Origin of the sequence: Aurantimonas marianensis (genome assembly GCF_024195285.1) — a bacterium.
GTDB lineage: Bacteria > Pseudomonadota > Alphaproteobacteria > Rhizobiales > Rhizobiaceae > Aurantimonas > Aurantimonas marianensis.
Window position 1 is genome coordinate 23,071 of sequence record NZ_JALHBS010000031.1, and the last position, 25,308, is coordinate 48,378.

At 62.8% G+C, this 25,308-nt stretch carries 27 protein-coding genes; 7 read left to right on the forward strand and 20 right to left on the reverse strand.

Annotated features, from left to right (window positions below):
• Nucleotide 1 precedes the first annotated feature (1 nt).
• The 12 genes from lpxA to MJ956_RS05535 all read right to left on the reverse strand — a co-directional run bounded on the left by lpxA (nucleotide 2) and on the right by MJ956_RS05535 (nucleotide 12,770).
• Nucleotides 2-808 carry an acyl-ACP--UDP-N-acetylglucosamine O-acyltransferase gene (lpxA, locus tag MJ956_RS05480; protein WP_253963468.1) on the reverse strand — a complete coding sequence of 269 codons (807 nt, stop codon included), beginning with the start codon at nucleotides 806-808 and terminating at the stop codon, nucleotides 2-4.
• Nucleotides 809-811: 3 nt separating this feature from the next.
• On the reverse strand, nucleotides 812-1,279 hold the full coding sequence (gene fabZ / locus MJ956_RS05485; RefSeq protein WP_253963469.1) for a 3-hydroxyacyl-ACP dehydratase FabZ: 468 nt from the start codon (nucleotides 1,277-1,279) through the stop codon (nucleotides 812-814).
• Nucleotides 1,272-2,330: a UDP-3-O-(3-hydroxymyristoyl)glucosamine N-acyltransferase gene (gene lpxD, locus MJ956_RS05490; RefSeq protein WP_253963470.1), complete on the reverse strand. Its 1,059-nt coding sequence runs from the start codon at nucleotides 2,328-2,330 to the stop codon at nucleotides 1,272-1,274. Before lpxD ends, fabZ begins: the two co-directional genes overlap by 8 nt.
• Before the next feature lie 47 nt (nucleotides 2,331-2,377).
• A complete protein-coding gene (gene bamA, locus MJ956_RS05495; RefSeq protein ID WP_253963471.1) occupies nucleotides 2,378-4,834 on the reverse strand; it encodes an outer membrane protein assembly factor BamA in 2,457 nt (818 codons plus the stop codon).
• Nucleotides 4,835-5,035: 201 nt separating this feature from the next.
• Nucleotides 5,036-6,175: an RIP metalloprotease RseP gene (rseP, locus tag MJ956_RS05500; protein ID WP_253963472.1), complete on the reverse strand. Its 1,140-nt coding sequence runs from the start codon at nucleotides 6,173-6,175 to the stop codon at nucleotides 5,036-5,038.
• Between the two features lie 225 nt (nucleotides 6,176-6,400).
• Nucleotides 6,401-7,252, reverse strand: coding sequence for a phosphatidate cytidylyltransferase (locus tag MJ956_RS05505; RefSeq protein WP_253963473.1), 852 nt, complete (start codon nucleotides 7,250-7,252; stop codon nucleotides 6,401-6,403).
• Nucleotides 7,253-7,255: 3 nt separating this feature from the next.
• Complete coding sequence (locus MJ956_RS05510) at nucleotides 7,256-7,942, reverse strand: isoprenyl transferase (RefSeq protein ID WP_253963492.1); 687 nt, start codon at nucleotides 7,940-7,942, stop codon at nucleotides 7,256-7,258.
• A 92-nt stretch (nucleotides 7,943-8,034) separates the two neighbouring features.
• Entirely contained in the window at nucleotides 8,035-8,592 is a 558-nt protein-coding gene (frr, locus tag MJ956_RS05515; protein ID WP_253963474.1) for a ribosome recycling factor, read from the reverse strand.
• 41 nt (nucleotides 8,593-8,633) lie between these two features.
• Nucleotides 8,634-9,353, reverse strand: coding sequence for a UMP kinase (gene pyrH, locus MJ956_RS05520; protein WP_253963475.1), 720 nt, complete (start codon nucleotides 9,351-9,353; stop codon nucleotides 8,634-8,636).
• 247 nt (nucleotides 9,354-9,600) lie between these two features.
• Nucleotides 9,601-10,527, reverse strand: coding sequence for a translation elongation factor Ts (gene tsf, locus MJ956_RS05525; RefSeq protein ID WP_253963476.1), 927 nt, complete (start codon nucleotides 10,525-10,527; stop codon nucleotides 9,601-9,603).
• Nucleotides 10,528-10,849: 322 nt separating this feature from the next.
• Nucleotides 10,850-11,725 carry a 30S ribosomal protein S2 gene (gene rpsB / locus MJ956_RS05530; RefSeq protein ID WP_253963477.1) on the reverse strand — a complete coding sequence of 292 codons (876 nt, stop codon included), beginning with the start codon at nucleotides 11,723-11,725 and terminating at the stop codon, nucleotides 10,850-10,852.
• Nucleotides 11,726-11,936: 211 nt separating this feature from the next.
• Nucleotides 11,937-12,770, reverse strand: coding sequence for an EipB family protein (locus MJ956_RS05535; RefSeq protein ID WP_253963478.1), 834 nt, complete (start codon nucleotides 12,768-12,770; stop codon nucleotides 11,937-11,939).
• A gap of 133 nt (nucleotides 12,771-12,903) precedes the next feature.
• Here MJ956_RS05535 and MJ956_RS05540 point away from each other — a divergent pair, with 133 nt between their 5' ends.
• The 4 genes from MJ956_RS05540 to MJ956_RS05555 all read left to right on the forward strand — a co-directional run bounded on the left by MJ956_RS05540 (nucleotide 12,904) and on the right by MJ956_RS05555 (nucleotide 15,892).
• Entirely contained in the window at nucleotides 12,904-13,371 is a 468-nt protein-coding gene (locus MJ956_RS05540; protein ID WP_253963479.1) for a RidA family protein, read from the forward strand.
• Nucleotide 13,372: 1 nt separating this feature from the next.
• The gene (locus MJ956_RS05545; protein WP_253963480.1) at nucleotides 13,373-14,107 is read left to right on the forward strand and encodes a glycerophosphodiester phosphodiesterase family protein; all 735 of its coding nucleotides are present in this window, start codon (nucleotides 13,373-13,375) and stop codon (nucleotides 14,105-14,107) included.
• A 39-nt stretch (nucleotides 14,108-14,146) separates the two neighbouring features.
• Complete coding sequence (locus MJ956_RS05550) at nucleotides 14,147-15,373, forward strand: GNAT family N-acetyltransferase (protein WP_253963481.1); 1,227 nt, start codon at nucleotides 14,147-14,149, stop codon at nucleotides 15,371-15,373.
• 96 nt (nucleotides 15,374-15,469) lie between these two features.
• Nucleotides 15,470-15,892, forward strand: a complete 423-nt coding sequence (locus MJ956_RS05555) for an HIT family protein (protein WP_253963482.1) — start codon at nucleotides 15,470-15,472, stop codon at nucleotides 15,890-15,892.
• Nucleotides 15,893-15,942: 50 nt separating this feature from the next.
• Here the strand turns inward: MJ956_RS05555 and MJ956_RS05560 are convergent, their stop codons facing one another.
• From MJ956_RS05560 to MJ956_RS05580, 5 genes are all read right to left on the reverse strand, one after another.
• On the reverse strand, nucleotides 15,943-16,299 hold the full coding sequence (locus tag MJ956_RS05560) for an AzlD domain-containing protein (RefSeq protein ID WP_253963483.1): 357 nt from the start codon (nucleotides 16,297-16,299) through the stop codon (nucleotides 15,943-15,945).
• On the reverse strand, nucleotides 16,299-17,036 hold the full coding sequence (locus tag MJ956_RS05565) for an AzlC family ABC transporter permease (RefSeq protein ID WP_253963484.1): 738 nt from the start codon (nucleotides 17,034-17,036) through the stop codon (nucleotides 16,299-16,301). Before MJ956_RS05565 ends, MJ956_RS05560 begins: the two co-directional genes overlap by 1 nt.
• A 68-nt stretch (nucleotides 17,037-17,104) precedes the next feature.
• A complete protein-coding gene (gene clpA, locus MJ956_RS05570) occupies nucleotides 17,105-19,600 on the reverse strand; it encodes an ATP-dependent Clp protease ATP-binding subunit ClpA (protein WP_253963485.1) in 2,496 nt (831 codons plus the stop codon).
• A gap of 8 nt (nucleotides 19,601-19,608) precedes the next feature.
• On the reverse strand, nucleotides 19,609-19,998 hold the full coding sequence (gene clpS, locus MJ956_RS05575) for an ATP-dependent Clp protease adapter ClpS (protein ID WP_253963493.1): 390 nt from the start codon (nucleotides 19,996-19,998) through the stop codon (nucleotides 19,609-19,611).
• A 200-nt stretch (nucleotides 19,999-20,198) separates the two neighbouring features.
• Nucleotides 20,199-20,585 (reverse strand): phasin family protein, encoded by a 387-nt coding sequence (locus tag MJ956_RS05580; protein ID WP_341482696.1) that lies wholly within the window; start codon nucleotides 20,583-20,585, stop codon nucleotides 20,199-20,201.
• A 346-nt stretch (nucleotides 20,586-20,931) separates the two neighbouring features.
• Here MJ956_RS05580 and MJ956_RS05585 point away from each other — a divergent pair, with 346 nt between their 5' ends.
• Entirely contained in the window at nucleotides 20,932-22,422 is a 1,491-nt protein-coding gene (locus MJ956_RS05585; protein ID WP_253963487.1) for an SPOR domain-containing protein, read from the forward strand.
• Nucleotides 22,423-22,800: 378 nt separating this feature from the next.
• On the opposite strand, the gene MJ956_RS05590 is transcribed toward MJ956_RS05585, so the two are convergent.
• Together MJ956_RS05590 and MJ956_RS18755 are read right to left on the reverse strand one after the other, a co-directional pair.
• Nucleotides 22,801-23,238, reverse strand: a complete 438-nt coding sequence (locus tag MJ956_RS05590) for a DUF1489 family protein (RefSeq protein WP_253963488.1) — start codon at nucleotides 23,236-23,238, stop codon at nucleotides 22,801-22,803.
• A 305-nt stretch (nucleotides 23,239-23,543) separates the two neighbouring features.
• Complete coding sequence (locus MJ956_RS18755; RefSeq protein WP_256477750.1) at nucleotides 23,544-23,669, reverse strand: hypothetical protein; 126 nt, start codon at nucleotides 23,667-23,669, stop codon at nucleotides 23,544-23,546.
• 260 nt (nucleotides 23,670-23,929) lie between these two features.
• Between MJ956_RS18755 and MJ956_RS05595 the strand changes: the two genes are divergently transcribed.
• Together MJ956_RS05595 and MJ956_RS05600 are read left to right on the forward strand one after the other, a co-directional pair.
• Nucleotides 23,930-24,613: a DUF599 domain-containing protein gene (locus tag MJ956_RS05595; RefSeq protein WP_253963489.1), complete on the forward strand. Its 684-nt coding sequence runs from the start codon at nucleotides 23,930-23,932 to the stop codon at nucleotides 24,611-24,613.
• Nucleotides 24,610-24,906: a DUF3253 domain-containing protein gene (locus MJ956_RS05600; RefSeq protein ID WP_256477751.1), complete on the forward strand. Its 297-nt coding sequence runs from the start codon at nucleotides 24,610-24,612 to the stop codon at nucleotides 24,904-24,906. Before MJ956_RS05595 ends, MJ956_RS05600 begins: the two co-directional genes overlap by 4 nt.
• Nucleotides 24,907-24,944: 38 nt before the next feature.
• On the opposite strand, the gene MJ956_RS05605 is transcribed toward MJ956_RS05600, so the two are convergent.
• A partial coding sequence (locus MJ956_RS05605; protein ID WP_253963490.1) for a YdcF family protein occupies nucleotides 24,945-25,308 on the reverse strand: 364 nt, incomplete at its 5' end.

Sequence of the window (25,308 nt, forward strand, 5' to 3'; positions counted from 1 at the left end):
CTTATGCCGATTGCGTGTTGCGGGGGAAACAGAGGGCCCGGTCGCCGCCCGCACGAATAAAGCCAAGCAGATCCTGCACGAGCGGATCGTCCGGAAATTCGGCCTGCACCTCATCCATGTTTTCCTTGAACGTCAGGTCGAAGGAAAACAGCATACGATAAGCGCGCCGCACATTGCGGATCGCCTCGCGGTTGAAACCCGCCCGCTTCATGCCGATGACGTTGAGGCTGGACAGATAGGCCCGGTTCCCCAGCACCATTCCGAACGGGATGACATCGCCCTCGACGGCCGCGAGGCCGCCGACATAGGCATGGTGCCCGATACGGGTGAACTGGTGAATCCCGGAGCCGCCGGCGATCGTGGCGAATTCGCCGATCGTGCAATGGCCCGCCAGCATCACGTTGTTGATCAGCGTGACGTTGCGGCCGAGTACGCAATCATGCGCCACATGCGCACCGGTGAAGAAGGCGCAGTCGTCGCCGATCGTGGTTTCCGAGCGTCCCTGCACCGTTCCGGCGTTCATCGTCACATGCTCGCGCACGAGGCAATTGCGGCCGATCACCAGCCGCGTGTCTTCGCCCCGGTATTTCAGATGCTGGGGCGCATGACCAAGCGAAGCGAACGGCCAGACCTGCGCCCCCTCCCCAATGACCGTATTACCCCAGAGGACCACATGCGAGCGCAGTCGGCTGTTCGCACCGAGCCGCACTTGTGGGCCGATGTGGCAAAATGGCCCGACCTCACAGCCATCGCCGATCTCGGCGCCGTCTTCGATGACGGCGGTCGGGTGAATGATCGCGGAGCTCATGGTTCAGGACGCGTCGCGCGGCACCAGCATAGCGCTGACCCTCGCCTCGGCAACCTTGGCGCCATCAACCTTGGCGACGCAGTCGAATTTCCAGATATTGGCCCGCTTCTTTGTCTGGGTGACGTGATATTCGAGCCGATCGCCGGGGACCACCGGTTTGCGGAACTTGGCGTTGTCGATCGTCATGAAATAGACGAGCTGCGGCGTGCCGGTACCGGCGGCGCGGGTACAGATCGCTCCCGCCGTCTGGGCCATGCCTTCGATGATCAGGACGCCGGGCATCACCGGGGCGGACGGGAAATGCCCGAGGAAATGCGGCTCGTTCGCGGTCACGTTCTTGATGCCGATGGCCCGTATGTCGCCCTCGATCTCGATGATGCGATCCACCATCAGGAATGGATAGCGATGTGGCAGGAGCTCAAGGATTTGCAGGATGTCGGCGCTGCCCAGCACCGTCGACTCGTCACTCATCGTTTTTCCTCGGCGAACGCCTTTTCTTGGCAAGTTCGGATAGAAGGGTGATTTCGCGAAACCATTCGCGGACCGGCTTGGCCGGCGTCCCGCCCCAGCGGGCTCCCGCCGGGACGTCACCGGCAACCGACGATACCGCCGCGATCTGAGCACCGTCACCGATGGTCAGATGGCCGTTGATCGCGGTCTGACCACCAATCATGACGCCGTCTCCAATCGTCGCACTGCCCGATATTGCGACCTGTGCGACGATCGCACAGTGACGCCCAATGATGACGTTGTGGCCGATTTGAACCTGATTGTCGATTTTCGTCCCCTCGCCGATCACCGTGTCGCGGATCGCTCCGCGATCGACCGCGGTATTGGCGCCGATCTCGACGTCGTCCTGGATGATGACCCGGCCGATCTGAACCGATTTCATCAGGCCTTTCGGTCCGGCGGCATAGCCAAATCCATCCTGACCTACTCGCACGCCGGGGTGGAGTATCACCCGATTGCCGATCAGGGCGTGAGTTACGCAGGATCCGGGACCGATCCGACTCGCGCGGCCGATCCGGCAACCTGCCCCGATCACCGCACCCGCCCCCACCAGCGTATCGCATCCGATCGCCACGTGCGGCCCGATTACCGCAAAGGCCTCGACCGTCACACCATCCTCGATCCGTGCCGTCGGATGGACGTTCGCGCGCGGCGAAAGCCCGGTCTGACCACTGGCCGCAGTCGGCGCAACGGCACGCGGAAACAAAGCCTGACCCGCCGCCGCAAAGGCACTCTGGACGTCGCTGGTGACCAGCGCCCCGGTCTGGGCGGGAACCAGCCGCAAATTTTTTAGTTCGACGATCACGCAAGCTGCGGCTGTCGCGGCCAGATCGTCCGCATAGCGGGAGTTATCGAAGAAGGAGAGATCCTCGGCGCCCGCCTCGGTCAGTGGTGCCAGGCCGCTGACCTTCCGCTCGGGATCCGCGCCACTAACCAGCGCGGCCCCAACCATCTTGGCAAGGTCACCCAAGGCGAGGCCATCGCCGCGCGGAAAGAAGATCGAGTCAGGCATCGACAACGGCAATGAGGTCGGCAGCGCCGACCTCAATTCCCTTCCGATTAGAAGCGGGACGAGAACCCGAAGGAAAACTCCTGCAGTTCGTCGAAGTCCTCCTTGACGAACGGATGGGCATAATTGACCCGAAGCGGGCCGAACGGCGATGCCCAGATCAACCCGACACCGGCGGACGCGCGAAGCGCCGCGTCGGTTCCCACGACGCCCGGCGCTCCTTCGAATTCCGAACCCCAGAGTGAGCCCGCATCGGCAAAGACAGCGCCGCGAAAGCCGTAGTCGCGGGAAATCAGCGGCAACGGGAAGGTCGCCTCGGCGGAGGCGTTGGCGTAGTTCGTGCCGCCGATCGACACACCGTTCTGGCGAGGGCCGATGCCCTTGTAGTCGAAGCCACGGACGATGTCCTGACCCTTGAAGAAGCTGTCGAAGACCCGCAGATCGTCCCCGCCGAGGGTGGACACGTTGCCGCCAGACGAGCTCAGCTGGCCGATGACGTCGTACTCCTCGTTGAGAAGCTTGAAATATGACGCCTTGCCGGTTGTCTTGATGAAGTTCGCATCGCCACCGAGGCCGGCGAATTCCTGCCCACCCTGGATAATGAAACCTTCCCGCGGGTCGTTGGCGTTATCCAGCGTATTGTAGATCAGAGAATAGGAAACCGAGGAGGTAATATAAGGACTTTCGCAGATCGCCAGGTTGATGATCGGCGAGTCCGTGTAGGGCGGTGCCAACGCGGCGTTGCCGTTCGGATCAACGATGTTGTTGTTCGGGTTCGGCGCACCGCAGGTACTCTCGAAGACGTTGCCGGAGCCGTCGATCAGCTGCGACTCGGTGAACCGGTTGTAGGTCGTCCCATTGTTGTCGCCGAATTCTTCCTGCTTGTAGTTGTAGGCGATCTGCGCCGTCAGATCCTCGGTGATCGGCGCCGCCAGACGCACGTCGCCGCCGGTCCGGACCGAATCATAGTCGCCCGACGTGCTCTCGCTGCGATACACATCGAAGCCCGCAGCCAGGCGTCGACCCAGAAAATACGGTTCGGTGAAGGACAGGTTGTAGTTCCGCGTGTCCTTTCCAAACCCAGCCGATACCTTGATGAACTGGCCGCGACCGAGGAAGTTTCGCTCGGTGATGCCAACTTCCGCGACCGGCCCCGCATTGTCGCCGCCGGTCGTGTAACCGCCGCCAAGCGACAGCTCGCCGGTCGCCTTTTCCACCACATCGACGATGACAATCACCCGATCCGGCTCCGCGCCGGGAGCCGTCGAGATCGAAACCTTCTCGAAGAACTTCAAGTCTTCCAGCCGCTGCTTGGCGCGCTGAATCAGAACCTGGTTGAAGGCGTCGCCTTCGGAAACGTCGAACTCGCGCCGGATCACGTAGTCGCGGGTCTTGGTATTGCCGCGGATCTCGAGGCGTTCGACATAGGCGCGGGGTCCCTGGTCGATGACGTAATTGATCGCGATGGTCCGATTGGTGAAATCGCGGTCGCCGCGCGGCGTGACCTGGGCGAAGGCGAAGCCGGCGTTGGCCATACTGTTCGTCAGATTGACGAGTGAGTCCTCGACATCCTTGGCGCTGTAGACCTCGCCGGGACGCGTTTCCAATTCGCTGTAGAGCGCCTCGGAATCGATTCCCGGAATGGTGCTGTCGATCACAACATTGCCGAAGGTGTAGCGCTCTCCTTCGTCCACGGTGATCGTGATGAAGTAGGAGTTCTGGGTCTCGTCGAGCTCGGCCACCGAGGAAACGACACGGAAGTCGGCGTAACCCCGATTGAAATAGAACCGCCGCAGCGTTTCCTCATCGGTGCGCAGACGATCTTCATCGTAAATGTCGTCACGCTGGATAAAGCTGAGCAGGCCCGATTCGCGCAGTGCGATGGTCTGCTTCAACCGGCTGTCGCTGAAGGCATTGTTGCCGACGATGCTGATCGAGGCGATCTTGGTGCGGTCGCCTTCCTGGATGTTGTAGATGACGTTGACGCGGTTCTCGCCGACCTGCTGCGTGGTGACGGTGACCACCGCATCGCTGCGTCCGATGCTGGTGTAGGCTGCGCTGATCGCATCGACATCTGCCTGCGCCGTGGCGGAGGAATAGGCTCCACGCGGCTGGGTCTGAACGGCAGCCATAAGCTGTTCGTCCTTGATCTTGGAATTGCCCTGGAAAAGCACCTGGTTGACGATCTGATTCTCGTCGACCTGGACGACAAGCGTGCCACCCGACTGGCTGACGCGCACGTCGGAGAACAACCCCGTCGCAAAGAGGCGGCGAACCACTTCGTCCTGCTCGGCCTCACTGACATTCTGGCCGGCTTGGATCCGCGTGAAATTACGGATGGTTTCGGCCTCGACCCGGCTGTTACCCCTCACTTCGATCCGGCTGACCACAGCGGCCTCGACGGCCGTGATGACGGCAAGCTGGGCACCCAGGGTCGTCGCGGCGAGAACGGTCGAGGACAGCACGATCGCCGAAGCGGTGCGTAAGATTTTTGTTCCAGCCATCATGGGCTCAACCACCTTCTTGTCATTGTGTCGAAGCGCCAAGGGAACAGTACGCGTCAACGCCTTGTACCGGCTTTCGGGGCTCATTCAAGCAAACTGGCCCGACTCCGTTGAGGAATTGGAAACCCGTTGCAACGCCGCCACGGACACCGTTGCGGTGGTTAATGATTAGCAACCCCGAGCCCCCGCTCCGACTCACCCTGCTCAAACGAGCCCGGAGATATCGTTCCAAAATGCAAATACCATAAGCAGCATCACCAGTGCGAGCCCAATTCGGAACCCGATCTCCTGCACACGCTCGCTCAACGGTCGGCCGCGAACGGCCTCGTAGGCGTAAAAGAGAAGATGACCGCCGTCCAGCATCGGGATCGGCAGAAGATTCAGCAGCCCGATGGACACAGACAGCAGCGCCGCCAGATTGAGCAGCGCGCCGAGTCCGATCGTCGAGACCTGGCTCGAGACCTGGGCGATGCGAATCGGACCGCCGATCTGATCGGTGCTTTGACGGCCAACGATGACCTGGCCGATAAAATCGACCGTGCGCTCGGTCACGTACCATGTCTGGGAGACGCCGTAGCCCAGCGATTCCACCATCGACAATTGCTCGACCCGGAACGAGGAACCGTCGTTGGTCGCCACAAGTCCGATCACCGGAACCGTATAGCTGTTGCCGAATCCGTCCGTCTGCGTCTCGCTCTTTGGCGTCACGGTCAACTCGACCGTTCTGCCATCTCGCTCGACAGCCATCAGGATCGGCGTATCCGGGCGCGCCGACACATAGCGTTGCAGATCGGAGAAATAGTGTATCGGCTCGCCATCGGCCGAGACCACGCGATCGCCGGCCTGAAACCCTGCCTTCGCCGCCGGCGATTCGGCGCGAACCTCCGCTACGACGGGATCGCCGACGATGCGGCCATTGACAAAGGCCACCCCGGCGAAAATCACGATGGCGAGGATGAAATTGGCAATCGGACCGGCGGCGACGGTCGCTGCCCGGCGCCCGACGCCCTTGGCCGGAAACGCGCCGGCGCGGTCAGCCTCGTCCATGCCCGCCAGCGCAGCTCGGTCCGGCACGGAGGCGGCGTTCTCGTCACCCAGAAACTTCACATATCCGCCCAGTGGAACCGCCGAGAGCTTCCATCGGGTCCCGTGGCGATCATTGAAGCCGATGAGTTCCGGCCCGAAACCGACGGAGAAGGCCAGCGCTTTGATCCCGCACCAACGACCGACCAGATAGTGGCCGAGTTCATGGAAGAAGACGATGATCGTGAGGACAAACAGGAAGGGGACGACGTAGACGAGTCCTCCGCTCCACAGACCGGCCAAACCTCCGGCGAATTCCATCGGGGCATCCTCTTGATTGATCCATGCGGGCGGGCCGAGGCTTCGACCGCATTGCAACTGTCATAAGCGCCGTATGATCGCGCCGCAATGATGACCATACGCGGGACTTCAGCCTCGCGCATCCTTTGAGACCCGAACCTGGTGCAGGCCGTCCGCCAGGAACGCGCTGCGGCCACTTGGTGATGCGACCCCGCTAGCCAAAACGATACCTTCGTCCGTGATCCGTCAGAACGCGAAGATGCCGTGGGCGGGATTGCCGAAACCCGCAACGATAAGGCCGACCAGCCAGGCCGCGCCAAGCGCCACGATCAGGGCATCGATACGATCCATCAACCCCCCATGGCCCGGAATGAGTCGGCCTGAATCCTTGACGCCAAAACGCCGCTTGATCCAGGACTCGTAAAGGTCTCCGGCCTGCCCCAACGCCGAGAGCACGGCGGCGAGGACCAGAAGGAACGGACTCACCGGGTCACCGATCCACAGGACGAACAACGCTCCGCAAATGATGCCGGCCACAAGTCCGCCGACCGCCCCAGAGATCGTCTTCTTGGGTGAAACCATCGGCAAGAGCTTGGGCCCACCGAACGACCGGCCAGTGAAATAGGCGAAGATGTCGGTGGACCACACGACCGCGATGACGAAGCCGAGAGCGGCAAGCCCGGCATTGTCGTCACCGCGCAACATGCCCGGCGCCAGCGCCGCCAGCGCGGAATATAGCAGGCCGCCCAGGACCCAGTCCGCCTTGCGCTCGTTCCGATCGACAAAGGCGATGAAGGCGGCGGCGAGGACGACGACCCCCAGCGCCAGAAAATAAAATCCGAATACGAAGACAAGCAGCGCCACGATCAGCGCGCGCCGCGCGAAGCTGAAGATCGGACCGGCGCGCCGCGCTCGGGAAATCCGCGACCATTCGTCGAAAACGATGAGCCCGGTCGCGAAACACAAAAGCCGAAACGGCCACCCACCGATTACCGTGAGGGCGAGAACGAAGAGACCGAGGACGACTGCCGATACCAGCCGCGACCGTAAGTCGCTCCAGCTTCCCGCGACGAAAAATTGCCGAAACCCGAGACCCATCGGTCAGGATGCGATTTCGCGGGACAGTCCACCGAAGCGACGGTCTCGACTGAGGTAATCCGCGATCGCCTCCTCGAAGGACTTGCGATCGAAATCGGGCCACAGGCAAGGCAGGAATACGAACTCGGAATAGGCGGCCTGCCAGAGCAGGAAATTCGATAACCGGAGCTCGCCGCTGGTGCGGATGATCAGGTCGGGATCTGGAATGCCGGCGGTGTCGAGATGCTCGTCGAGGTAATCGGGTGTGAGCGATTCCAGCGACACCTCCCCTGCCGCGAACTTTTCGGCAATTCGCCGCATCGCGCGGGTCACCTCGTCGCGTGCGCCGTAGTTGAAAGCGACAACCAGCGTCTGGCGCTCGTTGTTACAGGTCAGGCTCTCGGCCTCCTCAAGCAGCGAGCGGATGTCGTCCGATAAATTGTCCCGCGCGCCGATGACGCGAACGCGGACCCCTTCCTTGTGCAGATCCGCCAGGTCGCGGCGGATGAAATGCTTGAGCAATCCCATCAGCTCGGCCACCTCGTCCTGCGGACGGCGCCAGTTTTCGGACGAGAAGGCGAACAGGGTCAGATACTGGATGCCGAGTTCACCTGCCGCGCGCACCGCCTCGCGAACCGCCTCGACGCCGCGGCGATGGCCCATGCTGCGCGGCAGGCCGCGCGAATGTGCCCAGCGGCCGTTGCCGTCCATGATAATGGCGACGTGTTGGAGATGCCGCACCGTGATCCCGCCTTCCCTGTTGCGTTCGCCGCGCCCGCCGTTCGGCGCGTGATCGCTTGAGCCTAGACCTGCATGATCTCGCCTTCCTTGACAGAAAGCACCTTGTCGATATCGGAAATCGTGTCGTCGGTCATTTTCTGAACCCGGTCCGACATCTGCCGGCTTTCGTCCTGGCCGATATCGCCATCCTTTTCCATCTTCTTCAACACCTCCATGCCGTCCCGGCGTACGTGGCGGACCGCAACCTTGGCGCTTTCGGCATATTGATGGGCGACCTTGACCAACTCCTTGCGGCGCTGCTCGTTGAGTTCCGGCAATGGGATTCGCAGCGTCGTGCCGTCCGTGACAGGGTTGAGACCGAGATTGCTCTCGCGGATCGCCCGCTCGACCTTGCCGACCATCTGCTTGTCCCACACGGAGACGCTGATCATACGCGGCTCGGGGACGGAAATGTTGGCCACCTGGTTGATCGGCATCTGCGAACCGTAAGCTTCGACGCTGATCGGATCGAGCAGGCTAGGCGAAGCGCGACCGGTCCGCAGGCCGCCGAGATCGCTCTTCAAGCTGGCGACGGCGCCATCCATCCGGCGCTTCAGTTCGGTGAAATCCATGTCGGCCATCTTGCTTTCCTCTTTCTCGGCTATGCGGGCGTCGACGAAGCTCAGTCCGTGACGATCGTGGCGCGGCCGCCGCCCGACAGAATCTTGGCGAATTCGCCTTTCTCGTGGATTGAGAAGACGACGATCGGAATATGATTCTCCCGCGCCAAGGCGACCGCGGCAACGTCCATTACGGCCAGGCCTTTTTGCAGGACCGCGTCGTGGGTGAGCCGGTCGTAGCGTACGGCGTCGGGATCTCGCTTGGGGTCGGCGGAATAGATGCCGTCCACCTGGGTCGCCTTGAACAAGGCGGTCGCACCCATTTCCGCGGCCCGCAGAGCGCCGGCGGAATCGGTGGTGAAGAACGGATTGCCGGTGCCGCCGGCGAAAATGACCACGCGGCCCGCCGCCTGATGCGCAAGCGCGGTTCGCTGGGAGAAACTCTCGCAGATCTCGGGCATGGCGATGGCGGAAAGGACGATCGTCTCGACGCCCATCTTGATCAGCGACGTCCTGAGCGCCAGAGCGTTGATGACGGTTCCCAGCATGCCCATGTGATCGCCGGTCACCCGGTCGCCGCCCTTGGAGGCGACCGCAACGCCGCGGAAGATGTTGCCGCCGCCGATGACGATGGAAATCTCGACGCCCAGGGAGCGGGCCTCGGCAATGTCGGCGGCGATGCGGTCGGCCACGGCGACATCGATGCCGAAACCTTGCGACCCCATCAGCGCTTCACCGGAGACCTTGAGAAGAACCCGCCGATACCGGACTTCGGTTGTCATCGATCACCTAGCTTGCGTCCGCGGGGAACCTGAAGGCGCGGGGATGAAGACGCGCCAGGCCTCGCCGGGACGAGTACGGGAAACGCCTCGCCGCCGACCGGCCAGGCCCTTGGATGTCGCGGCAGAGCCATGATGCGGGTCCGCCAGTTAGACGATGCGATACAATAAGGGCGCCCGCTTGTGAAGCGGACGCCCTCGACTGCCTTAAGCTCCGGCCTCTTGCGTGCACGGAATGCCGGGCCGATGCTTATTTCTTGCCGGCCGCCGCCGCGACTTCGGCGGCGAAGTCGCTCTCTTCCTTTTCGACCCCCTCGCCGAGCGCGAATCGTGCGAAAGCGACGATCTTGGCAGGGGCGCCGAAACCGGCTTCCGCCTCGGCCAGCGCCTTTTCCACGGTCAGATCCGGATTGATGACGAAAGCCTGCTTGAGAAGCACGACCTCTTCGTAGAATTTGCGCAGACGTCCTTCGACCATCTTCTCGATGATGTTTTCCGGCTTGCCCGACTGGCGTGCCTGCTCGACGAAAATCGCCCGCTCCCGCTCGACAGTGGCCGCGTCGATTTCTTCAGCGGACAGCGCCAGCGGATTGGTCGCGGCGACATGCATCGCCACCTGACGGCCGAACTGGGTCAGCGCCGACTTGTCGCCGGCCGATTCGATCGCCACGAGAACGCCGAGCTTGCCGAGACCGTCGATCACCTGATTGTGGATGTAGGTGGCCACGACGCCTTCCCCGACGCTCAGCATCGCCGAACGGCGCAGGTTCATGTTCTCGCCGATCGTGCCGATGGCATCCTTGATCGTGTCGTTAACGCTCTTCGACGAACCGGGATAGGTCGCCGCCCCGACTGCCTCGACAGAGCCATCGGTCGTAAGGGCGACATTGGTGATGTCGCGCACGAGGCCCTGGAAGGCGTCGTTGCGGGCGACGAAATCGGTTTCCGAGTTCACCTCGACGACTACGGCCTTGGAACCATCCGCCGCGACACCGACAAGTCCTTCGGCCGCCGTGCGACCAGACTTCTTGTCCGCCTTGGCGATACCCTTGGTGCGCAGCCAGTCGACCGCTGCTTCCATGTTGCCGTCGTTCTCGGCCAGAGCGGTCTTGCAGTCCATCATGCCGGCGCCGGTCAGGTCGCGCAGCTCTTTGACCATTGAAGCGGTGATTGCCATGTTTGCCTCTTCGGAAATAATTGGGCGCACCGGCTCAAGGAACGGGTGCGCTGGACATGTGGCGCCTCGGTTACGGCGCCCTGGGGGTCGAGTCGTGGCCACGAGAGCCGGGCGAAGAAAAACGGAAGCTGGTTGTCACCGCCTCCGCCCTCTCATTCGATGCGGTCACCGAGCCGGCATTGAACCCAAGAGATCCAACTTCGGCGTGTTTCGCGAGATTGAATCCAGACTTCCGAACAGGACCATGCGACCGTTTGCTCATGCAACGCTGGAGGTGGTTGTCCCGGCGTCAGTGACGCCGGAACCGTGCACTTCCGCTCGCTCAGGCGCTAGCCGCCTCGGGCTTCTCTTCGCTGGCGGCACCAGCCTGCTCGGCGGCGACCGGTTCTTCAGTGGCGGTGGCAGCCGGAGCCGCTTCCTCGCTCGCCGGGGCGGCAACCGTCTCTTCTTCGATCACCTCTTCGACCGGCGCTTCTTCGAGCGCACCGATGTCGACGCCGGCATCGCCCTGCTGGCGAGCGATACCGTCCACCGCCGAGCGGGCGATGAGATCACAATAAAGGGTGATCGCGCGCGCCGCGTCGTCATTGCCCGGGATCGGGTAGTCGATCGATGCGGGATCGCAGTTCGAATCCACCACCGCGACGATCGGGATATGCAGCCGCTTGGCCTCCTCGATCGCGATCGACTCCTTGTTGGTGTCGACGATGAAGATCATGTCCGGCACGCCGCCCATGTCACGGATACCACCGAGCGCACGGTCGAGCTTGTCGCGCTCGCGCTGCAGCGTCAGCCGCTCCTTCTTGGTGAAGCCCTGGGCCTCGCCTGCGAGCATCTCGTCGAGCTTGCGCAGACGCTGGATCGACTTGGAGATGGTGTTCCAGTTCGTCAACATGCCGCCGAGCCAGCGGGCGTTGACGTAGTACTGAGCAGAACGCTGCGCCGCATCGGCGATGATATCCGACGCCTGACGCTTGGTGCCGACGAAGAGCACGCGACCGCCACGGGCGACGGTATCGGAGACCGCCTGCAGAGCACGGTGCAGAAGCGGTACCGTCTGCGCGAGATCGAGAATGTGGATATTGTTGCGCGCGCCGAAGATATAGGGCGCCATCTTCGGGTTCCAGCGGTGAGTCTGGTGGCCGAAATGGACGCCTGCTTCAAGCAGCTGGCGCATGGAATAGTCTGGCAATGCCATGATAGGTTTCCTTTACCGGTTGAGCCTCCACGGAAAGAAGCGGCCGGATGCCGCCACCGGTGGATCGCGTCGTTCGAGCAGAACTCGACCGCCGAAACCCGACTTCCGTGTGTGGAATGGACGCGCCGATACACCAAAAGCCGTGGCTAGGCAAGCCAGGCTCGTATCCCGACCGGGGTGCGGTAGCATGATGACGCGGTGCCTCGTCGATTCAGGGGCAGGCAGGCATTTCGAAAAGGTCGAGGCTCGCGAGGCCTCCGGCCAGTGTGTAGCCGTCGAAGGTCAGCACCAGATCATCGGAGACGCCGTTCTCGTACAGCGTATAGGCCGTCTGGAAGATTGGCAGGCCGTCCGGGTCGCTGTCGGAATTGTAGAAGGATTCGCTGATGCGCCAGGCGGCTAAACCGGCGAGTTGGTCAGATGGAGACGCGCTCCGGTCGCTCGAAGCCGTCTCTGCCGCCTTCCCCTCTGGCCCTGGGCCGCCCTCCGCAGCCGGCGCGATCACCGCGGTGCTCGTCAAAAGCTTCTCGACCTCCTCGTCACCGTCGTAGAGCCGCGTCTCGAGGATCCGCGTGCCGGCCTTCGCCTGCTCGATCAGCGCTCTCGTATGCTGCATCGGAAACATGGATTTTGGAACCTCGACGGTCCGAACCTTGGGGGCGGTCAGGGCGACCCGCGTCACGTCGCCTCGTGTCGACGCGGTACCGATCACCGCGCTTTCGGGACTGGCGTCGATGAAGGTCTTGGTCTCGAACTCAAAACGCTCACCGTCGGCGCTTTCCCTGGAATGCGTCTGCTGGTCGGTGACGATCAGCTCCTGCTCCTGCTGAAAACGAGCGACGAAGCGATAGTCGAGCTCGTAGGTTTTGCAGGTTTTCCGGTGCATCTCGATCGCGATCCGACCCTGCGCGTCAACCAAATCGCCATCCCCCCCGCGCATCGATAGGTCGTAGGAGGCCCGGTGCGGCACCAGAACCTGCGCCGAAGCAATGGCGGGGATCGCCCCAATGAAGGCGATCAAAAGCGGAAAGGCTATCGTTCGCATGCCAGACGATCTTTCGCTGGATCGACGGATGGGTTACCGATCGATCGGATTTCTCCGCGCCCGTTCCGCGGGCGGTGGTGGGGGTAGCACCCACCCAGCGCTCCTATTCCTGAAGACGAAGGAAGACAACATCATGGCCGATTCGATCGAGACCCGTCTGCGCGTCGCGGGTGTGACCCTACCGGAAGCGGCGGCCCCCGCCGCGAATTATGTTCCCTACGTCGTACAGGGCCGGTTGTTGCAGACGTCAGGCCAGCTTCCGATCGATGCTGGCAAGCTGGCCGTCGTCGGCAAGCTCGGTGCCGGCGTTTCGCTCGAAGACGGTCAGGCGGCGGCGCGTCTGTGTGCGATCAACATTCTCGCGCAGGCCAACGCCGCGCTCGGCGGCGACTGGCGCCGGGTCAACCGTCTCCTGAAGCTCACCGTCTTCGTGGCGAGCGACGCCAGCTTCACCGAGCAGCATAAAGTCGCCAATGGCGCCTCCGATTTCCTGGTCGAGATCCTCGGTGACAAGGGCCGCCATTCGCGCTCCGCGGTCGGTGTTCCGGCGCTGCCTTTGGACGCGACAGTCGAGATCGAAGCGCTTTTCGAGATCGATTGACATGACTGCCCGGTACAGCGGTCCGCTCGACTGGCTGATCGAGCGCCCGATCGCCCATCGGGGGCTGCATGACGGCAACCGGACCGTCGCGGAGAATTCAATTCCGGCGGCGCGGGCGGCGGTCGCGTCGGGATGGGCGATCGAATGCGACGTTCAGCTCTCCGCCGACGGCACGCCCTATATCTTTCATGACGATACGCTCGGCCGGCTCACCGGCCGCGAAAGCGCGTTTCGCGCGACACCAGACACCGCGATCCGGGAGCTCGGCCTTGCCGCTACCGGTGCCGGTATTCCGACAGTCGCGGCCTTTCTCGAGATGGTCGACGGCCGCGTTCCCGTCGTCATGGAACTGAAAGGGTGCGATCCGGCCCACGACGAAGGCTATTTCGCTCGGCTCGGCCCGATCCTCGAAGCCTATGCCGGCAAACTCGCGCTGATGTCGTTCGATCCCTGGCTGATCGGCCAGATGCTCCAGGCGCGCCCGAACCGCCCGATCGGTCTCACGGCCGAGGGAACCCGGCCCGAGGTTCTGGCGGTTCATCGACAGGTCTATGCATGCGGCTGCGACTTCTGCTCCTACAATGTTCACCACCTGCCGAACGCCTTCGTCGAGTGGGTTCGGGGCGAGCGCTCCGCGCCGGTGATCTCATGGACAGTCCGTACCGTCGACGATGCCGAGCGCAGCCGCGAACATTGCGATCAGATGACCTTCGAGGGCTTTGCGCCGCACCACTGACGGCTTGCGCCGCGCTGTCCGAGGCATAAGTCTGCGTCCATGACAGGAAAGCCGCAGGACGCGCCGGTCGAAGGCGACGACACATTCACGATCAGGATCGTCGACACGATCAGCGCGGTCCCGGCCGGGCAATGGGACCGCTTGGCGGCAACAGCGGTCGATTCGACGTCCGCCCATACGCCAAGAGCCGCCATCAACCCGTTCGTTTCCCACGCCTTTCTTAGTTCGCTGGAAGACAGCGGAAGCGTCAGCCAAGCGGCCGGCTGGCTGCCTCGGCATTTGGTGCTGGAAGGCCCCGGCGGAGAAGCGATCGCCGCCGCGCCAGCCTATCTGAAGGCGCACAGCCAGGGCGAGTACGTCTTCGATCACGGCTGGGCCGATGCCTTCCAGCGGGCTGGCGGTCGCTATTATCCGAAGCTGCAGATGGCGGTGCCTTTCACCCCGGCGAGCGGTCCGCGTCTTCTGGTCGGCGCAGGCGCAGGCGCGGCGACCCGCCGCATGGCGCTTGCCGAGGGAGCCAAGAGCTACGCTGCCAGGACCGGCGTGTCGTCGGTTCATGCGACCTTCCTGCGGCCGGCCGACCTGGCCGCGTTGGAAGGCGCCGATTGGCTGCACCGCACCGATCAGCAGTTTCATTTTCACAATCGCGGCTATGACGGCTACGAAGCCTTTCTCGCCACCCTCGCCTCGCGCAAGCGCAAAGCCCTGCGCAAGGAGCGGGCACAGGCGCTCGCCAACGACATCTCGATCGAATGGCTGACCGGACGCGACCTCACCGAGGCCGTGTGGGACGCCTTCTATGAATTCTACATGGACACCGGCAGCCGCAAATGGGGCCGCCCCTATCTCCATCGCGAATTCTTCAGTCTCGTCGGCGAGCGGATGGGCGCGCAAATTTTGCTGGTGATGGCCAGGCGGAACGGTCGCTACATCGCCGGCGGACTGAATTTCCTTGGCCCAGATACGGTCTACGGGCGCAATTGGGGCTGCGTGGAAGATCACCCCTTTCTGCATTTCGAGGTCTGCTACCATCAGGCGATCGACTATGCGATCGCGCATGGTCTGGCGGTCGTCGAGGCGGGTGCGCAAGGCGAGCATAAGCTCGCCCGCGGCTACGAGCCGGTGACCACGCATTCGGCGCATTGGATCGCCCATCCGGGCCTGCGCCGCGCGATCGAGGATTATCTCGATCATGAACGCGCCGAGGTCGCGCGTGTCGGCGAGATTCTGGGCGGCCATACGCCTTACAAAAAAGCCTCGTCCTGATGCACCGTGACTGGCACGGTCGACAAAAGCGGTGCGGTGCCGCATCTGTGGAGATAATCCCGTGCGTCGGGTGATCTTACGGAGGGAAGGACTTTCATGGACACCTATGACGACGGCAACATCTTCGCGAAGATCCTTCGCGGCGAACTTCCGAGCCAGATGCTCTACGAAGACGATGCGGCCATCGCGATCATGGACGTAATGCCGGAGTCGAAGGGGCATTGCCTCGTCATTCCCAAGGCACCGTCCCGCAATCTCCTCGACGCGGCGGACGAGACGTTGGCCAAGGTCATGCCGGTCGTGGCGAAGCTCGCCCGCGCGGTCAAGAAAGCCTTCGACGCCGATGGCGTGCGGATCGCGCAGTTCAACGAGACGCCGGCCGGGCAGACCGTCTTTCACCTGCACTTCCATGTTGTGCCGATCTATGACGGGATCCTGTTGAAACGTCACGCCGGCGGCATGCTCGATCAGGCTGTCCTTTCAGAGCAGGCCGACCGCATTCGCGCCGCCCTCGATTGATCCCGACCAGCCGCGATAGGAACTCGTTCGATCGGGCCGGCGCGCCGTGATCATGTGAGCACGGCGCCACCGATGAGAATCGCCTCGGCGATCAGAATGGCGACCAGGACCCGCCGACCCAATAGAAGATACGCCGCGAAGCCTGCCGCAATGGCTCCGACCCGAACCAAGGGAGCGATCGCGGCGAGCGAACCGGTGGGAAACAGCACCAGCTGCGCGATCACGGCCGCCACTAGCGATGTGGCGATCGTCCGCGCAAGGGCCGCGAAGGGCGAGTGCTCGTCGATGCGGCCCGCCGACAGGACACCGAGATAACGCCAGATGTCGGTGGGCAGCCAGCCCGCCAAAAGGATGAAAACGAAGGGCCACCAAGGCTCCGAAATCGCGGTGAAGCTCCAACCGCCCATCACGCGAGCCGCCGCCCCTCGATGATCCGGCCGGCCAGATAGGCGACGGTCCCGCCGGCAATCCCGGCGACCAGGAGTTCGAAGCCGGGTATGAACCAATGGGCCGGCGGCAGCGCCGCCATCCCGGTGAACAGGGCAATACGGCCGGACGCTTCGCGAGCGGTTCCAAACAGCGAGGTCAGGAAATAGACCGGCGTCAGGAACGCCAGCGCGCCCGTCGCCAAGGCCGGCAACTGCCCCATCAAGTTGAAGACAAGGGCGACGAGGACGGTGTTGATCGTCGTCAGGGTTACGGCGAAGGCGCCGAAGAAGATGGTGCGTTTGTCGCGCGGTACGGTCTCGATCCGCTCCATTGCGAAGATCCAGCCGGTTATCGCGACGAAATGCGACAGGAAGAGCAGCGTCCCGGTTCGGGTCTTCGGTCCTTTGATCACCGGCATCAGCGCGACGACCATCGGCATCATCCGCAGCGACGACAGTCCGACCGCCAACGCGGTCGCCGGCAGCGAGGCACCGGCGGTGATCGCACCGACCAGAACGATCTTCGCCGGCAACGCCCAGACCGTGGCGGTCATGAACGAGGCTTCGACCCAGGTCAGGCCGGCATCGCGGCAGAGTGCCGCGAAGCCGACGAACGCCGTCGTGAGAATCAGCGCCGGCGGGCTGGCAATTCCCCTGACGCCGCGAAGCGCCCAAAAGAGCGACGAGCGGTCTCGTTCGGCTGGCTCACCATACATGATTCAGGTCTCTGGGATCAGGCGCACAAAAAGGGTCGCCCGACGGACGACCCCTTCTGGTTTGCCGATCAGGAGGGTTTGCGTGGGACCTTCGGCACGGTTCCAGCGCGTTTGCCGGGGCGCGACGCAACCACCGTTGCAAGCTCACCGTCGCCATCGCCCCGGTCGGTCGCATCGTCGTCGTCTGGCGAAGCGTCGTCGAAGTCGGGTCCGTCGGCCGCGGCCTTCACCCGCTTCTTCGGCTTGGAAGAACGCTTCGGTTTGGGCGGACCCTCGTCGGCGATCGCCTCCAGATCGAGCTGCTTTTCGCCGTCTTCCGCTTCGATGACGGTGACCTTGACCGTGCCGCCACGCTTGAGCTTGCCGAACAGCACCTCGTCCGCCAGCGGCTTCTTGATGTGCTCCTGGATGACCCGGCTAAGCGGACGCGCGCCCATATTTTGGTCATAGCCCTTGTCGGCCAACCAGGCGACGGCTTCCGGCGCCAACTCGAATGTCACGCCCCGCTCGGAGAGTTGAGCCTCGAGTTGCATGACGAACTTCTCGACCACCTGATGAATCACCGGGGTCGGCAGCGCGCCGAACGGGATGATGGCATCGAGGCGGTTGCGGAACTCGGGTGTGAACAAACGATTGATCGCTTCCTCGTCGGCCCCGCTCCGCTTCGAATGTCCGAAGCCGATATTGGCCTTGGCCATTTCCGACGCTCCGGCATTGGTCGTCATGATCAGGATCACGTTGCGGAAATCGATCTGCTTGCCGTTGTGATCGGTCAGCTTGCCGTGGTCCATGACCTGAAGAAGGATGTTGAAGAGGTCCGGGTGAGCCTTTTCGATTTCATCCAGCAGCAGCACGCAATGAGGATGCTGGTCGACGCCGTCGGTAAGCAGGCCACCCTGGTCGAAGCCGACATATCCGGGAGGTGCGCCGATCAGCCGCGAGACCGTGTGGCGTTCCATGTATTCCGACATGTCGAAGCGCAGCAGTTCCACGCCAAGCGCCGCCGCGAGTTGGCGCGCGTCCTCGGTCTTGCCGACACCGGTCGGACCGGAGAACAAGTAGGAGCCGATCGGCTTGTCCGGCTCGCGCAGTCCGGCTCGGGCCAGCTTGATCGCCGAAGCCAAACCGTCGATCGCCGCGTCCTGGCCATAGACCACCCGTTTCAACTGCGCATCAAGATGCGCCAGAACGACCTCGTCGTCCTTGGAAACGGCCTTCGGCGGAATTCGCGCCATGGTCGCGACAGTCGCCTCGATTTCCCTCACCCCGATCTGCTTCTTGCGCCGTGATTCGGGCAGCAGCATCTGCGAGGCTCCGGTCTCGTCGATCACGTCGATCGCCTTGTCCGGCAGCTTGCGGTCGTTGATGTAGCGGGCCGACAATTCCACAGCCGACTTGATCGCGTCATTGGTGAATTTCACCCGGTGGAAGTCCTCGAAATAGGGCTTCAATCCCTTGAGTATCGACACCGTGTCATCGATCGACGGCTCCTTGACGTCAATCTTCTGGAAGCGGCGGACCAGCGCCCGGTCCTTTTCGAAGAACTGGCGGTACTCCTTGTAGGTCGTCGAGCCGATGCAGCGGATCGCGCCCGAAGACAGCGCCGGCTTCAAAAGGTTCGACGCGTCCATCGCGCCGCCCGACGTCGCGCCGGCGCCGATCACCGTGTGAATCTCGTCGATGAACAAAATGGCGCCCGGATACTCCTCCAGCTCCTTCACCACCTGTTTCAGACGCTCCTCGAAATCGCCGCGATAGCGGGTTCCGGCCAAGAGCGTTCCCATGTCGAGGGAAAAGATCGTCGCATCCGCGAGCACGTCCGGCACGTCGCCTTCCACGACGCGCTTGGCCAGACCCTCGGCGATCGCCGTCTTGCCGACGCCCGGATCGCCGACATAAAGCGGATTGTTCTTGGAGCGCCGGCATAAAACCTGGATCGTGCGGTTGATTTCCTCGGCGCGTCCGATCAGCGGATCGATCTTGCCCTTGCGCGCCTTCTCGTTGAGGTTGCTACAATAAGCGGTCAGCGCATCCTGCGGCGTTTTGCGTTTGCCTTCCTCTTCCTGACCGACCGTCGATTGCTCGTCCTCCATGCCTCGGATAGGCCGGCTTTCGGTGACGCCGGGGCGCTTGGAAATCCCGTGCGATATGAAATTGACCGCATCGTAGCGGGTCATTTCCTGCTCCTGCAGGAAATAGGCGGCGTGGCTCTCGCGCTCGGCGAAAATGGCCACCAGCACGTTCGCCCCGGTCACTTCTTCGCGACCCGAGGACTGCACATGGATGACCGCCCGCTGGATCACTCGATGGAATCCGGCTGTCGGCTTGGAGTCCTCGTCGTGCCCGGTGATGAGATTGGCGAGTTCGGTGTCGATGTAAGTGGTCAGATTCCGCCGCAGGACATCAAGATCGACGCTGCAACCGTGCATCACCGCCGCCGCATCCTTGTCTTCCAGCAGCGCCAGCAGCAGGTGCTCCAGCGTCGCAAATTCCTGTCGCCGCTCGTTTGCGAGTGTCAGCGCCTGATGCAGCGATTTCTCTAGGCTCTGCGAAAATGTCGGCAAGCTTCACCTCAGTTCTTTTCCATCACGCATTGCAGCGGATGTTGATGTTGGCGGGCGAAATCCATGACCTGCGTGACCTTCGTCTCCGCTACCTCGTAGGTAAAGACCCCGCACTCGCCAACACCGTGGTTGTGCACATGCAGCATAATTCTGGTGGCTGCCTCGCGATCCTTCTGAAAGAACCGCTCCAGAACGTGAATGACAAACTCCATCGGAGTGTAATCGTCGTTCAGAAGCAGCACTCTGTAAAGGCTCGGCTTCTTTGTTTTCGGCTGCGTCCGCGTGATGACGGACGTCCCGCGTTCGGTGTCGTCCTTATTCTCCCGGCCAGCCTGAGCCTTGGCTGCGAAATCACCGCCGCCGGTCGGAAATGCGTCTTCGCTCAAATCAGCCACCATCGTCATCGCATCGTATGTATGTGCCGGAGCGGGGATTTTAAGGCGGTCGGCACCCGGGAAAAAGATCATTACGGGTCGGCGCCGCCTGCAAGCCACCGCCGCGCGCGTAACAACGCAAAAAGGCCCGACGAACCGCCGGGCCAATTCGATTTATCGGGTCGGGCTTGAGCCGTCCTTACGGGCGGTTCACATGCGCGAAATCAGGCCGCGGCCTTCTTTTCCGCCGACTGGGACACTTGCTTGGCGGCGCGGCTGCCGGCATCGGTCGCCGTCAAAGCCGTCTGCTCGAAAGGCTTGTAGGCCTGCTTGGCGAGATCGGCGTAGATCTCTCCCATCCGCGTCGCTTGGGAAACCCAGCTCTGATAGGCGGTCTTGGCGTAGTCGGCCTGCAGCTCGATGCCCTTGTCCAGGGTCTTGGTCCTGAACAGCTTCTCCAGCATCTCGGCCTGCTGCTCGTAGGCGCGCTTGGTGAAATCCGTGGTCTCGGCCGCAATCTGCTGGAACCCCTTGGTCACGACCGACGCCGACTTCATCGCGTTGTCCAAGGCCTCCTGAGTGATTTTGCTGGCGTCTTCGTAAACGTTCATCATGCAACTCCATTCAGACCGGTGATTCGAAGGAGCGGTTCCGCATCGTCGCGATGGGCGCCCCATGTCCGCAGCGAATATATTGCAATGCACAATAAAATGCAAGGAGACGGTGCGGTGCGAAGTCGGCGTGCCGATCGCGTAGCGGTGCGGCCGCTCAGATCGATCGATTGCCACGCGGTGGTCGAACAATTCGACAACCATAAACCGATTGGTAAGTCGGCCGGGATTACGCTCAGCGACAATAAGCCGACGTTGTGAGCGGAGGATTGCGGCCAGCTTTGAGGTCGCGTTCCTTTTCCCTGCCGCACTTCGTCATGTGATGCCCGAGTGAGAGAGTTGCCGCGTGCGTAGCGAATTCGACGGACTCAAGACCGCCGCCCGAAAACTGACCAGGATGTTTGTCCTTGCGGCCATGGGGGCGGGCCTTTCGCTGACCCATGCCGCCGGTGCCGACGCCAATCCGAAATATGCCGGCTTCGTCATCGACGCCAACAATGGTCAGGTTCTGTATTCGGAAAATGCCGACGCGCCGCGATATCCGGCTTCGCTGACCAAGATGATGACCCTTTACATGACCTTCGATGCCCTGAAGAGCGGGCGGGTCTCCCTCGGCAACAAAATGCCCGTTTCGTCCTACGCGGCTGGCCGTCCGCCCTCTAAGCTGGGCCTGAAGACAGGGTCGACGCTCACCGTCGAAGAAGGCATCTACGCACTGGTGACAAAATCCGCCAACGACGCCTCCGTCGTCATGGCCGAGTTTCTCGCCGGCTCCGAATCGGCCTTCGCGGCACAAATGACGGCAAGGGCACGCAAGATCGGGATGCGAAGCACGACCTTCAAGAACGCCAACGGGCTGCCCGACAGCGGGCAGCGCACGACCGCCCGCGACATGGCGACGCTCGGCATCGCACTCAGGGAGCATTTTCCGGAATACTATAAATATTTCAGCACGCGCTCATACAGCTTTCGCGGACGTCGGCTGGGCAATCACAATCGCGTCCTTGGACGTTTCCAGGGAACCGATGGTATCAAGACCGGCTATATCAACGCCTCCGGTTTCAACCTCGTCAGTTCGGTGGCGCGGGATGGCAAGAGCCTCGTCGCGGTGGTGATGGGAGGGCGTTCGGGGCGATCGCGCGACGACCACATGGTCGACCTCCTGAACCGTTATTTCCCGAAGGCCAGCACGCGCGACACAGGGCCGCTGCTCGCTTCGCGCGCGGTCGGAGCGGTCGGGAACGTCGTTGTGGCCGAATTGCCCAAGCGCGGCCCGCTTCCGGATTCCCGCCCGGTCGTCCAGACGTCGATCGACGAGCGTATCGCGCTGGCCTACGGTTCGGCGCCGGCGGCCGCGATCGCGCGTCTGCCCGAACCGCGGAGCCGTCCTCTCCTAGGCCGCGATGCATTGCGGGCCGCCCTCGTCCAGGAACGCCCGGCGACGCGGACGCCCTTTCCGGAGTCCGGCCGCAGCATCCCCGCGGCTTTCGGTATTCCGCTTCCGCCGGCGGCGATTCCGGGTGGCAAGGATCTCGATCCGACGACCACCGGTTCGGTCGTAGCCAGTGCCGCGCCGGCAGCCATTCCGAGCTCTCCCTGGGTGGTGCAGATCGCCGCGACGCCCGGTGCCGAACAGGCTATGGCCATGCTTGGCGAAGCCAAGAACAAGGTGGGCGGGCCGCTGTCCTCCGCGAAGCCATTCACCGAGACCGTCAAAAGCGGCTCCCAGACGCTCTATCGCGCTCGATTCGCTGGCTTTTCCAGCAAGGACGAGGCGCGCAACGCCTGCGCCGCGTTGAAGCGCAGCGCCTATAATTGTTACGCCGTCGCGAACTGAATCGAGACGGGTGGCGGCCCGCCTCCGGCCACCATGCCACGAATCCCCTGTGTTGCGTATTAAGGGTTCCGTTATGTCGACCGAGCAAAGCAGACCAGGTCTCGTCCCATCAGAACGTCAGCAGGTCCAGAAGGCCTCGTCAGGGATGCATCCGCTGCAACAGGCCGCGATGCGTCTCGCCGACGTCCGCGAGGGGCGCTCACGCCTAAAGGCAAAGGATCTCGTGGGCCTGCTGTTGTCCCACGGCGCCCGGGCATGGCGGGCGTCGCAGCCGATCTGTCACAGCCGCATCAAGGCGGTTGGCCCGTGCGGTGCGACGGCGGTCAGGCTTCGCTTCCGTTGACCGCAAGCCGAACCCGGTGAAGCCGCCCTTCACGACTACAGAAGACCCAACTCCATAAGCTCCCGGCGAAGATCCGGTGGCAACCGCTCCTCTCCCGAAGCCGCGTCAGCAATGTCGCACGGCGCGTCCTCGGGTTTGAAATAGCGCCACCCCTGAAAGGCGCGCCGAGGCTGCCAGGCTGTGCGCACGAGCGCCGGTTGCAGCACGATGTGGCACCGCTTGATCCCCTCCCCGTCGGTAAACGGCCGGATGGCGAGAATCGGCTGGCGCACCTGGACCTGCCCTTTGATCACCCAATAGAGCGAGCCGCCAGAGATGATCTCGTCGACCCGCGTCGGGGTCATGCGGGTCGTGTGGGTCTGCTCGGTCGCCATTCCCTCGCGGCGCGCCCTGGCGAGACGATTTGCCACATCCGCCTCGAGTTCCTCGATGCTGTCGACGCCGACGCACAGTTTGATCAAATGCAGAGCCATACGTTCGCTTCTCGGAGCAGTCTCCGCCCGCCGTCAAGTCCGTGCGGCGGCAAATCGTCCCGGCGCGAAACAGGACGCGGTCGGATTGGAAATGCGGTGCCTCCGAACCGGGATACTTACGGGGAACAGAGAAACGTGGGTGTCTCCCGCACCCATTTCGCACTCATCGACCGGCGGCCCCCTGACTGCACGCCCGCGCCTGCCGACAAGGCGCGAACAAAAACGACCCCGTGAGGGTATCACAGGGCCGCGTCTTCTTGGAATTTCGAGCTCGGTGCCTTTGCCGGTTCGTTCCGGCCGCGTCGTCACTTGGCTGCGATCGCGATCGTCTCGGGAACGCTGAAGAGGAAACCGAGGACCAGTAATGCGGAGAAGATCGAAACCGTCCAGACGGTCACACCCCAGCACGACTTGCGCACGCTGTCATCCATTTGAAAAACAATCCTGATTCATGAAGCTGGCGAACCGATTACGACCCCCGTCCGGCGATCCGCACTGGTTAAATATCGGTTAACCCCAGCCTTCACAAGATGCCGTCCTTGAAAATTTTTGGATGGTGAATTTACACCCATCAACCTTGTCCCGGGCTTGACGGAATGATCCCCCCGGTGCCTCTCCTTTGCGGGCTCGGCACGATCGGCCTACGACTCGGCGCGAGCGCGTGTGAGCGAAACGAGAGGAGGCATGACTGATGGTCATCGACACATCCGATCAGGCAGCGCTGATAATCTTCCTGGTCGTGTGGGTCGGCTACAGCTGGTTCACGGAACGCGGACCGTTCGCCGAGCGAGGCCTGTCGAGCGCCATCAATCGGCAGAGGGAAAACTGGATGCGGGTCATGTTCCTACGCGATCTGCGCATGATCGACACCGCGATCATGGCCGGACTGCAACAGGGTACGGCGTTTTTCGCGTCCGCCTGCATCTTCGCCATTGGCGGAACCTTCGCGATGCTGGGTTCGGCCGAGCGTATCGCGGTCATCGCCTCGGACCTGCCGTTCTACGGCCGGCTCGACCGTGCGTTGGTCGAGTTCAAGCTGCTCGGACTGGTGATGATCTTCGCCTATGCGTTCTTCAAGTTCGGCTGGGCGTATCGCCTGTTCAATTACTGCTCGATCCTGATCGGCGCCATTCCGATGCGGGCCGATGCCGAAGCGGCCCCCGCCGAAGCCGAACGGGCGGTCGTGCGGGCCGCGCGTCTCAACCAGCAGGCCGGCCTGCATTTCAATTCCGGCCTGCGGGCGATCTTCTTCGCGCTGGCCTATCTCGGCTGGTTTCTCGGCCCATATGCGCTGTTCCTGACGACCTTCCTGGTCCTCATGATCCTGGCCAACCGCCAGTTCCATTCCCCGGCCCGAAAGGTGCTCATCGATTGACCGACGATCCGGACCCGTTTCTCCAGCCCGACCAACTCAGCATCATTACGGCGATTGAAGCGGCGCTTGCGTCGCGCGGTAATGGCAAGACCGTCTGTCCCTCCGAAGTGGCGCGGGCCCTGGCCGGCTCGAACGAGAAAAACTGGCGCCGCCTGATGAAGCCGATCCGTGCCGAATCCGTCAGGCTGGCCGAAGCGGGCCGGCTCGAAATCCGCCGCAAGGGCAAGACCGTTGATCCACATGATTTCCGGGGCGTCTATCGTCTAGCCGCGCCCCGCGCGGTGGAAGATTGATCCTCTGAGGGTTCGCCTGACCCGCGTGTACCTTCGGCTCAGCCTCCCGGACTTGGTATGAGAGAATCGGTGCGACCGGCAAGGCGATAGGCCAGGAGCCCGAGATACTCGCGGATCGCGAAATGCACTTTCTCCAGGTTGCGGGTCGTGGTGCTCGACGGCCGCCACAGCGCGGTGCCGGCCGGCGTGCGATAGTCGACCGGATAAGGCAACACGGCGAACTCCGCGACTCGGAATGTCCCGACCGCCCGCGGCATGTGGTAAGCCGAAGTGACAAGCAGCCAGATCTCGCCTGGCTTCGGCCGCGCGAGCTGCTTGGAAAAAAGCGCGTTTTCGTAGGTGTCTCTGGCCCTGCTGTCCAGCGCAAGGCGATCTGGCTCGAGACCGAGCGAGAGAAAGAGG

What these genes read in the sequence shown, in the direction of transcription:
- MJ956_RS05590 (WP_253963488.1), bottom strand. Translation starts at nt 23,238, where the DNA reads ATGGCTCTGCATTTGATCAAACTGTGCGTCGGCGTCGACAGCATCGAG.
- MJ956_RS05580 (WP_341482696.1), bottom strand. Translation starts at nt 20,585, where the DNA reads ATGAACGTTTACGAAGACGCCAGCAAAATCACTCAGGAGGCCTTGGAC.
- lpxD (WP_253963470.1), bottom strand. Translation starts at nt 2,330, where the DNA reads ATGCCTGACTCGATCTTCTTTCCGCGCGGCGATGGCCTCGCCTTGGGT.
- MJ956_RS05505 (WP_253963473.1), bottom strand. Translation starts at nt 7,252, where the DNA reads ATGGGTCTCGGGTTTCGGCAATTTTTCGTCGCGGGAAGCTGGAGCGAC.
- MJ956_RS05545 (WP_253963480.1), top strand. Translation starts at nt 13,373, where the DNA reads ATGACTGCCCGGTACAGCGGTCCGCTCGACTGGCTGATCGAGCGCCCG.
- bamA (WP_253963471.1), bottom strand. Translation starts at nt 4,834, where the DNA reads ATGATGGCTGGAACAAAAATCTTACGCACCGCTTCGGCGATCGTGCTG.
- MJ956_RS05595 (WP_253963489.1), top strand. Translation starts at nt 23,930, where the DNA reads ATGGTCATCGACACATCCGATCAGGCAGCGCTGATAATCTTCCTGGTC.
- rseP (WP_253963472.1), bottom strand. Translation starts at nt 6,175, where the DNA reads ATGGAATTCGCCGGAGGTTTGGCCGGTCTGTGGAGCGGAGGACTCGTC.
- clpS (WP_253963493.1), bottom strand. Translation starts at nt 19,998, where the DNA reads ATGGTGGCTGATTTGAGCGAAGACGCATTTCCGACCGGCGGCGGTGAT.
- frr (WP_253963474.1), bottom strand. Translation starts at nt 8,592, where the DNA reads ATGGCCGACATGGATTTCACCGAACTGAAGCGCCGGATGGATGGCGCC.
- MJ956_RS05540 (WP_253963479.1), top strand. Translation starts at nt 12,904, where the DNA reads ATGGCCGATTCGATCGAGACCCGTCTGCGCGTCGCGGGTGTGACCCTA.
- MJ956_RS05550 (WP_253963481.1), top strand. Translation starts at nt 14,147, where the DNA reads ATGACAGGAAAGCCGCAGGACGCGCCGGTCGAAGGCGACGACACATTC.
- MJ956_RS18755 (WP_256477750.1), bottom strand. Translation starts at nt 23,669, where the DNA reads ATGGATGACAGCGTGCGCAAGTCGTGCTGGGGTGTGACCGTCTGGACG.
- MJ956_RS05555 (WP_253963482.1), top strand. Translation starts at nt 15,470, where the DNA reads ATGGACACCTATGACGACGGCAACATCTTCGCGAAGATCCTTCGCGGC.
- MJ956_RS05535 (WP_253963478.1), bottom strand. Translation starts at nt 12,770, where the DNA reads ATGCGAACGATAGCCTTTCCGCTTTTGATCGCCTTCATTGGGGCGATC.
- tsf (WP_253963476.1), bottom strand. Translation starts at nt 10,527, where the DNA reads ATGGCAATCACCGCTTCAATGGTCAAAGAGCTGCGCGACCTGACCGGC.
- MJ956_RS05565 (WP_253963484.1), bottom strand. Translation starts at nt 17,036, where the DNA reads ATGTATGGTGAGCCAGCCGAACGAGACCGCTCGTCGCTCTTTTGGGCG.
- fabZ (WP_253963469.1), bottom strand. Translation starts at nt 1,279, where the DNA reads ATGAGTGACGAGTCGACGGTGCTGGGCAGCGCCGACATCCTGCAAATC.
- MJ956_RS05560 (WP_253963483.1), bottom strand. Translation starts at nt 16,299, where the DNA reads ATGGGCGGTTGGAGCTTCACCGCGATTTCGGAGCCTTGGTGGCCCTTC.
- MJ956_RS05510 (WP_253963492.1), bottom strand. Translation starts at nt 7,942, where the DNA reads ATGGACGGCAACGGCCGCTGGGCACATTCGCGCGGCCTGCCGCGCAGC.
- lpxA (WP_253963468.1), bottom strand. Translation starts at nt 808, where the DNA reads ATGAGCTCCGCGATCATTCACCCGACCGCCGTCATCGAAGACGGCGCC.
- pyrH (WP_253963475.1), bottom strand. Translation starts at nt 9,353, where the DNA reads ATGACAACCGAAGTCCGGTATCGGCGGGTTCTTCTCAAGGTCTCCGGT.
- rpsB (WP_253963477.1), bottom strand. Translation starts at nt 11,725, where the DNA reads ATGGCATTGCCAGACTATTCCATGCGCCAGCTGCTTGAAGCAGGCGTC.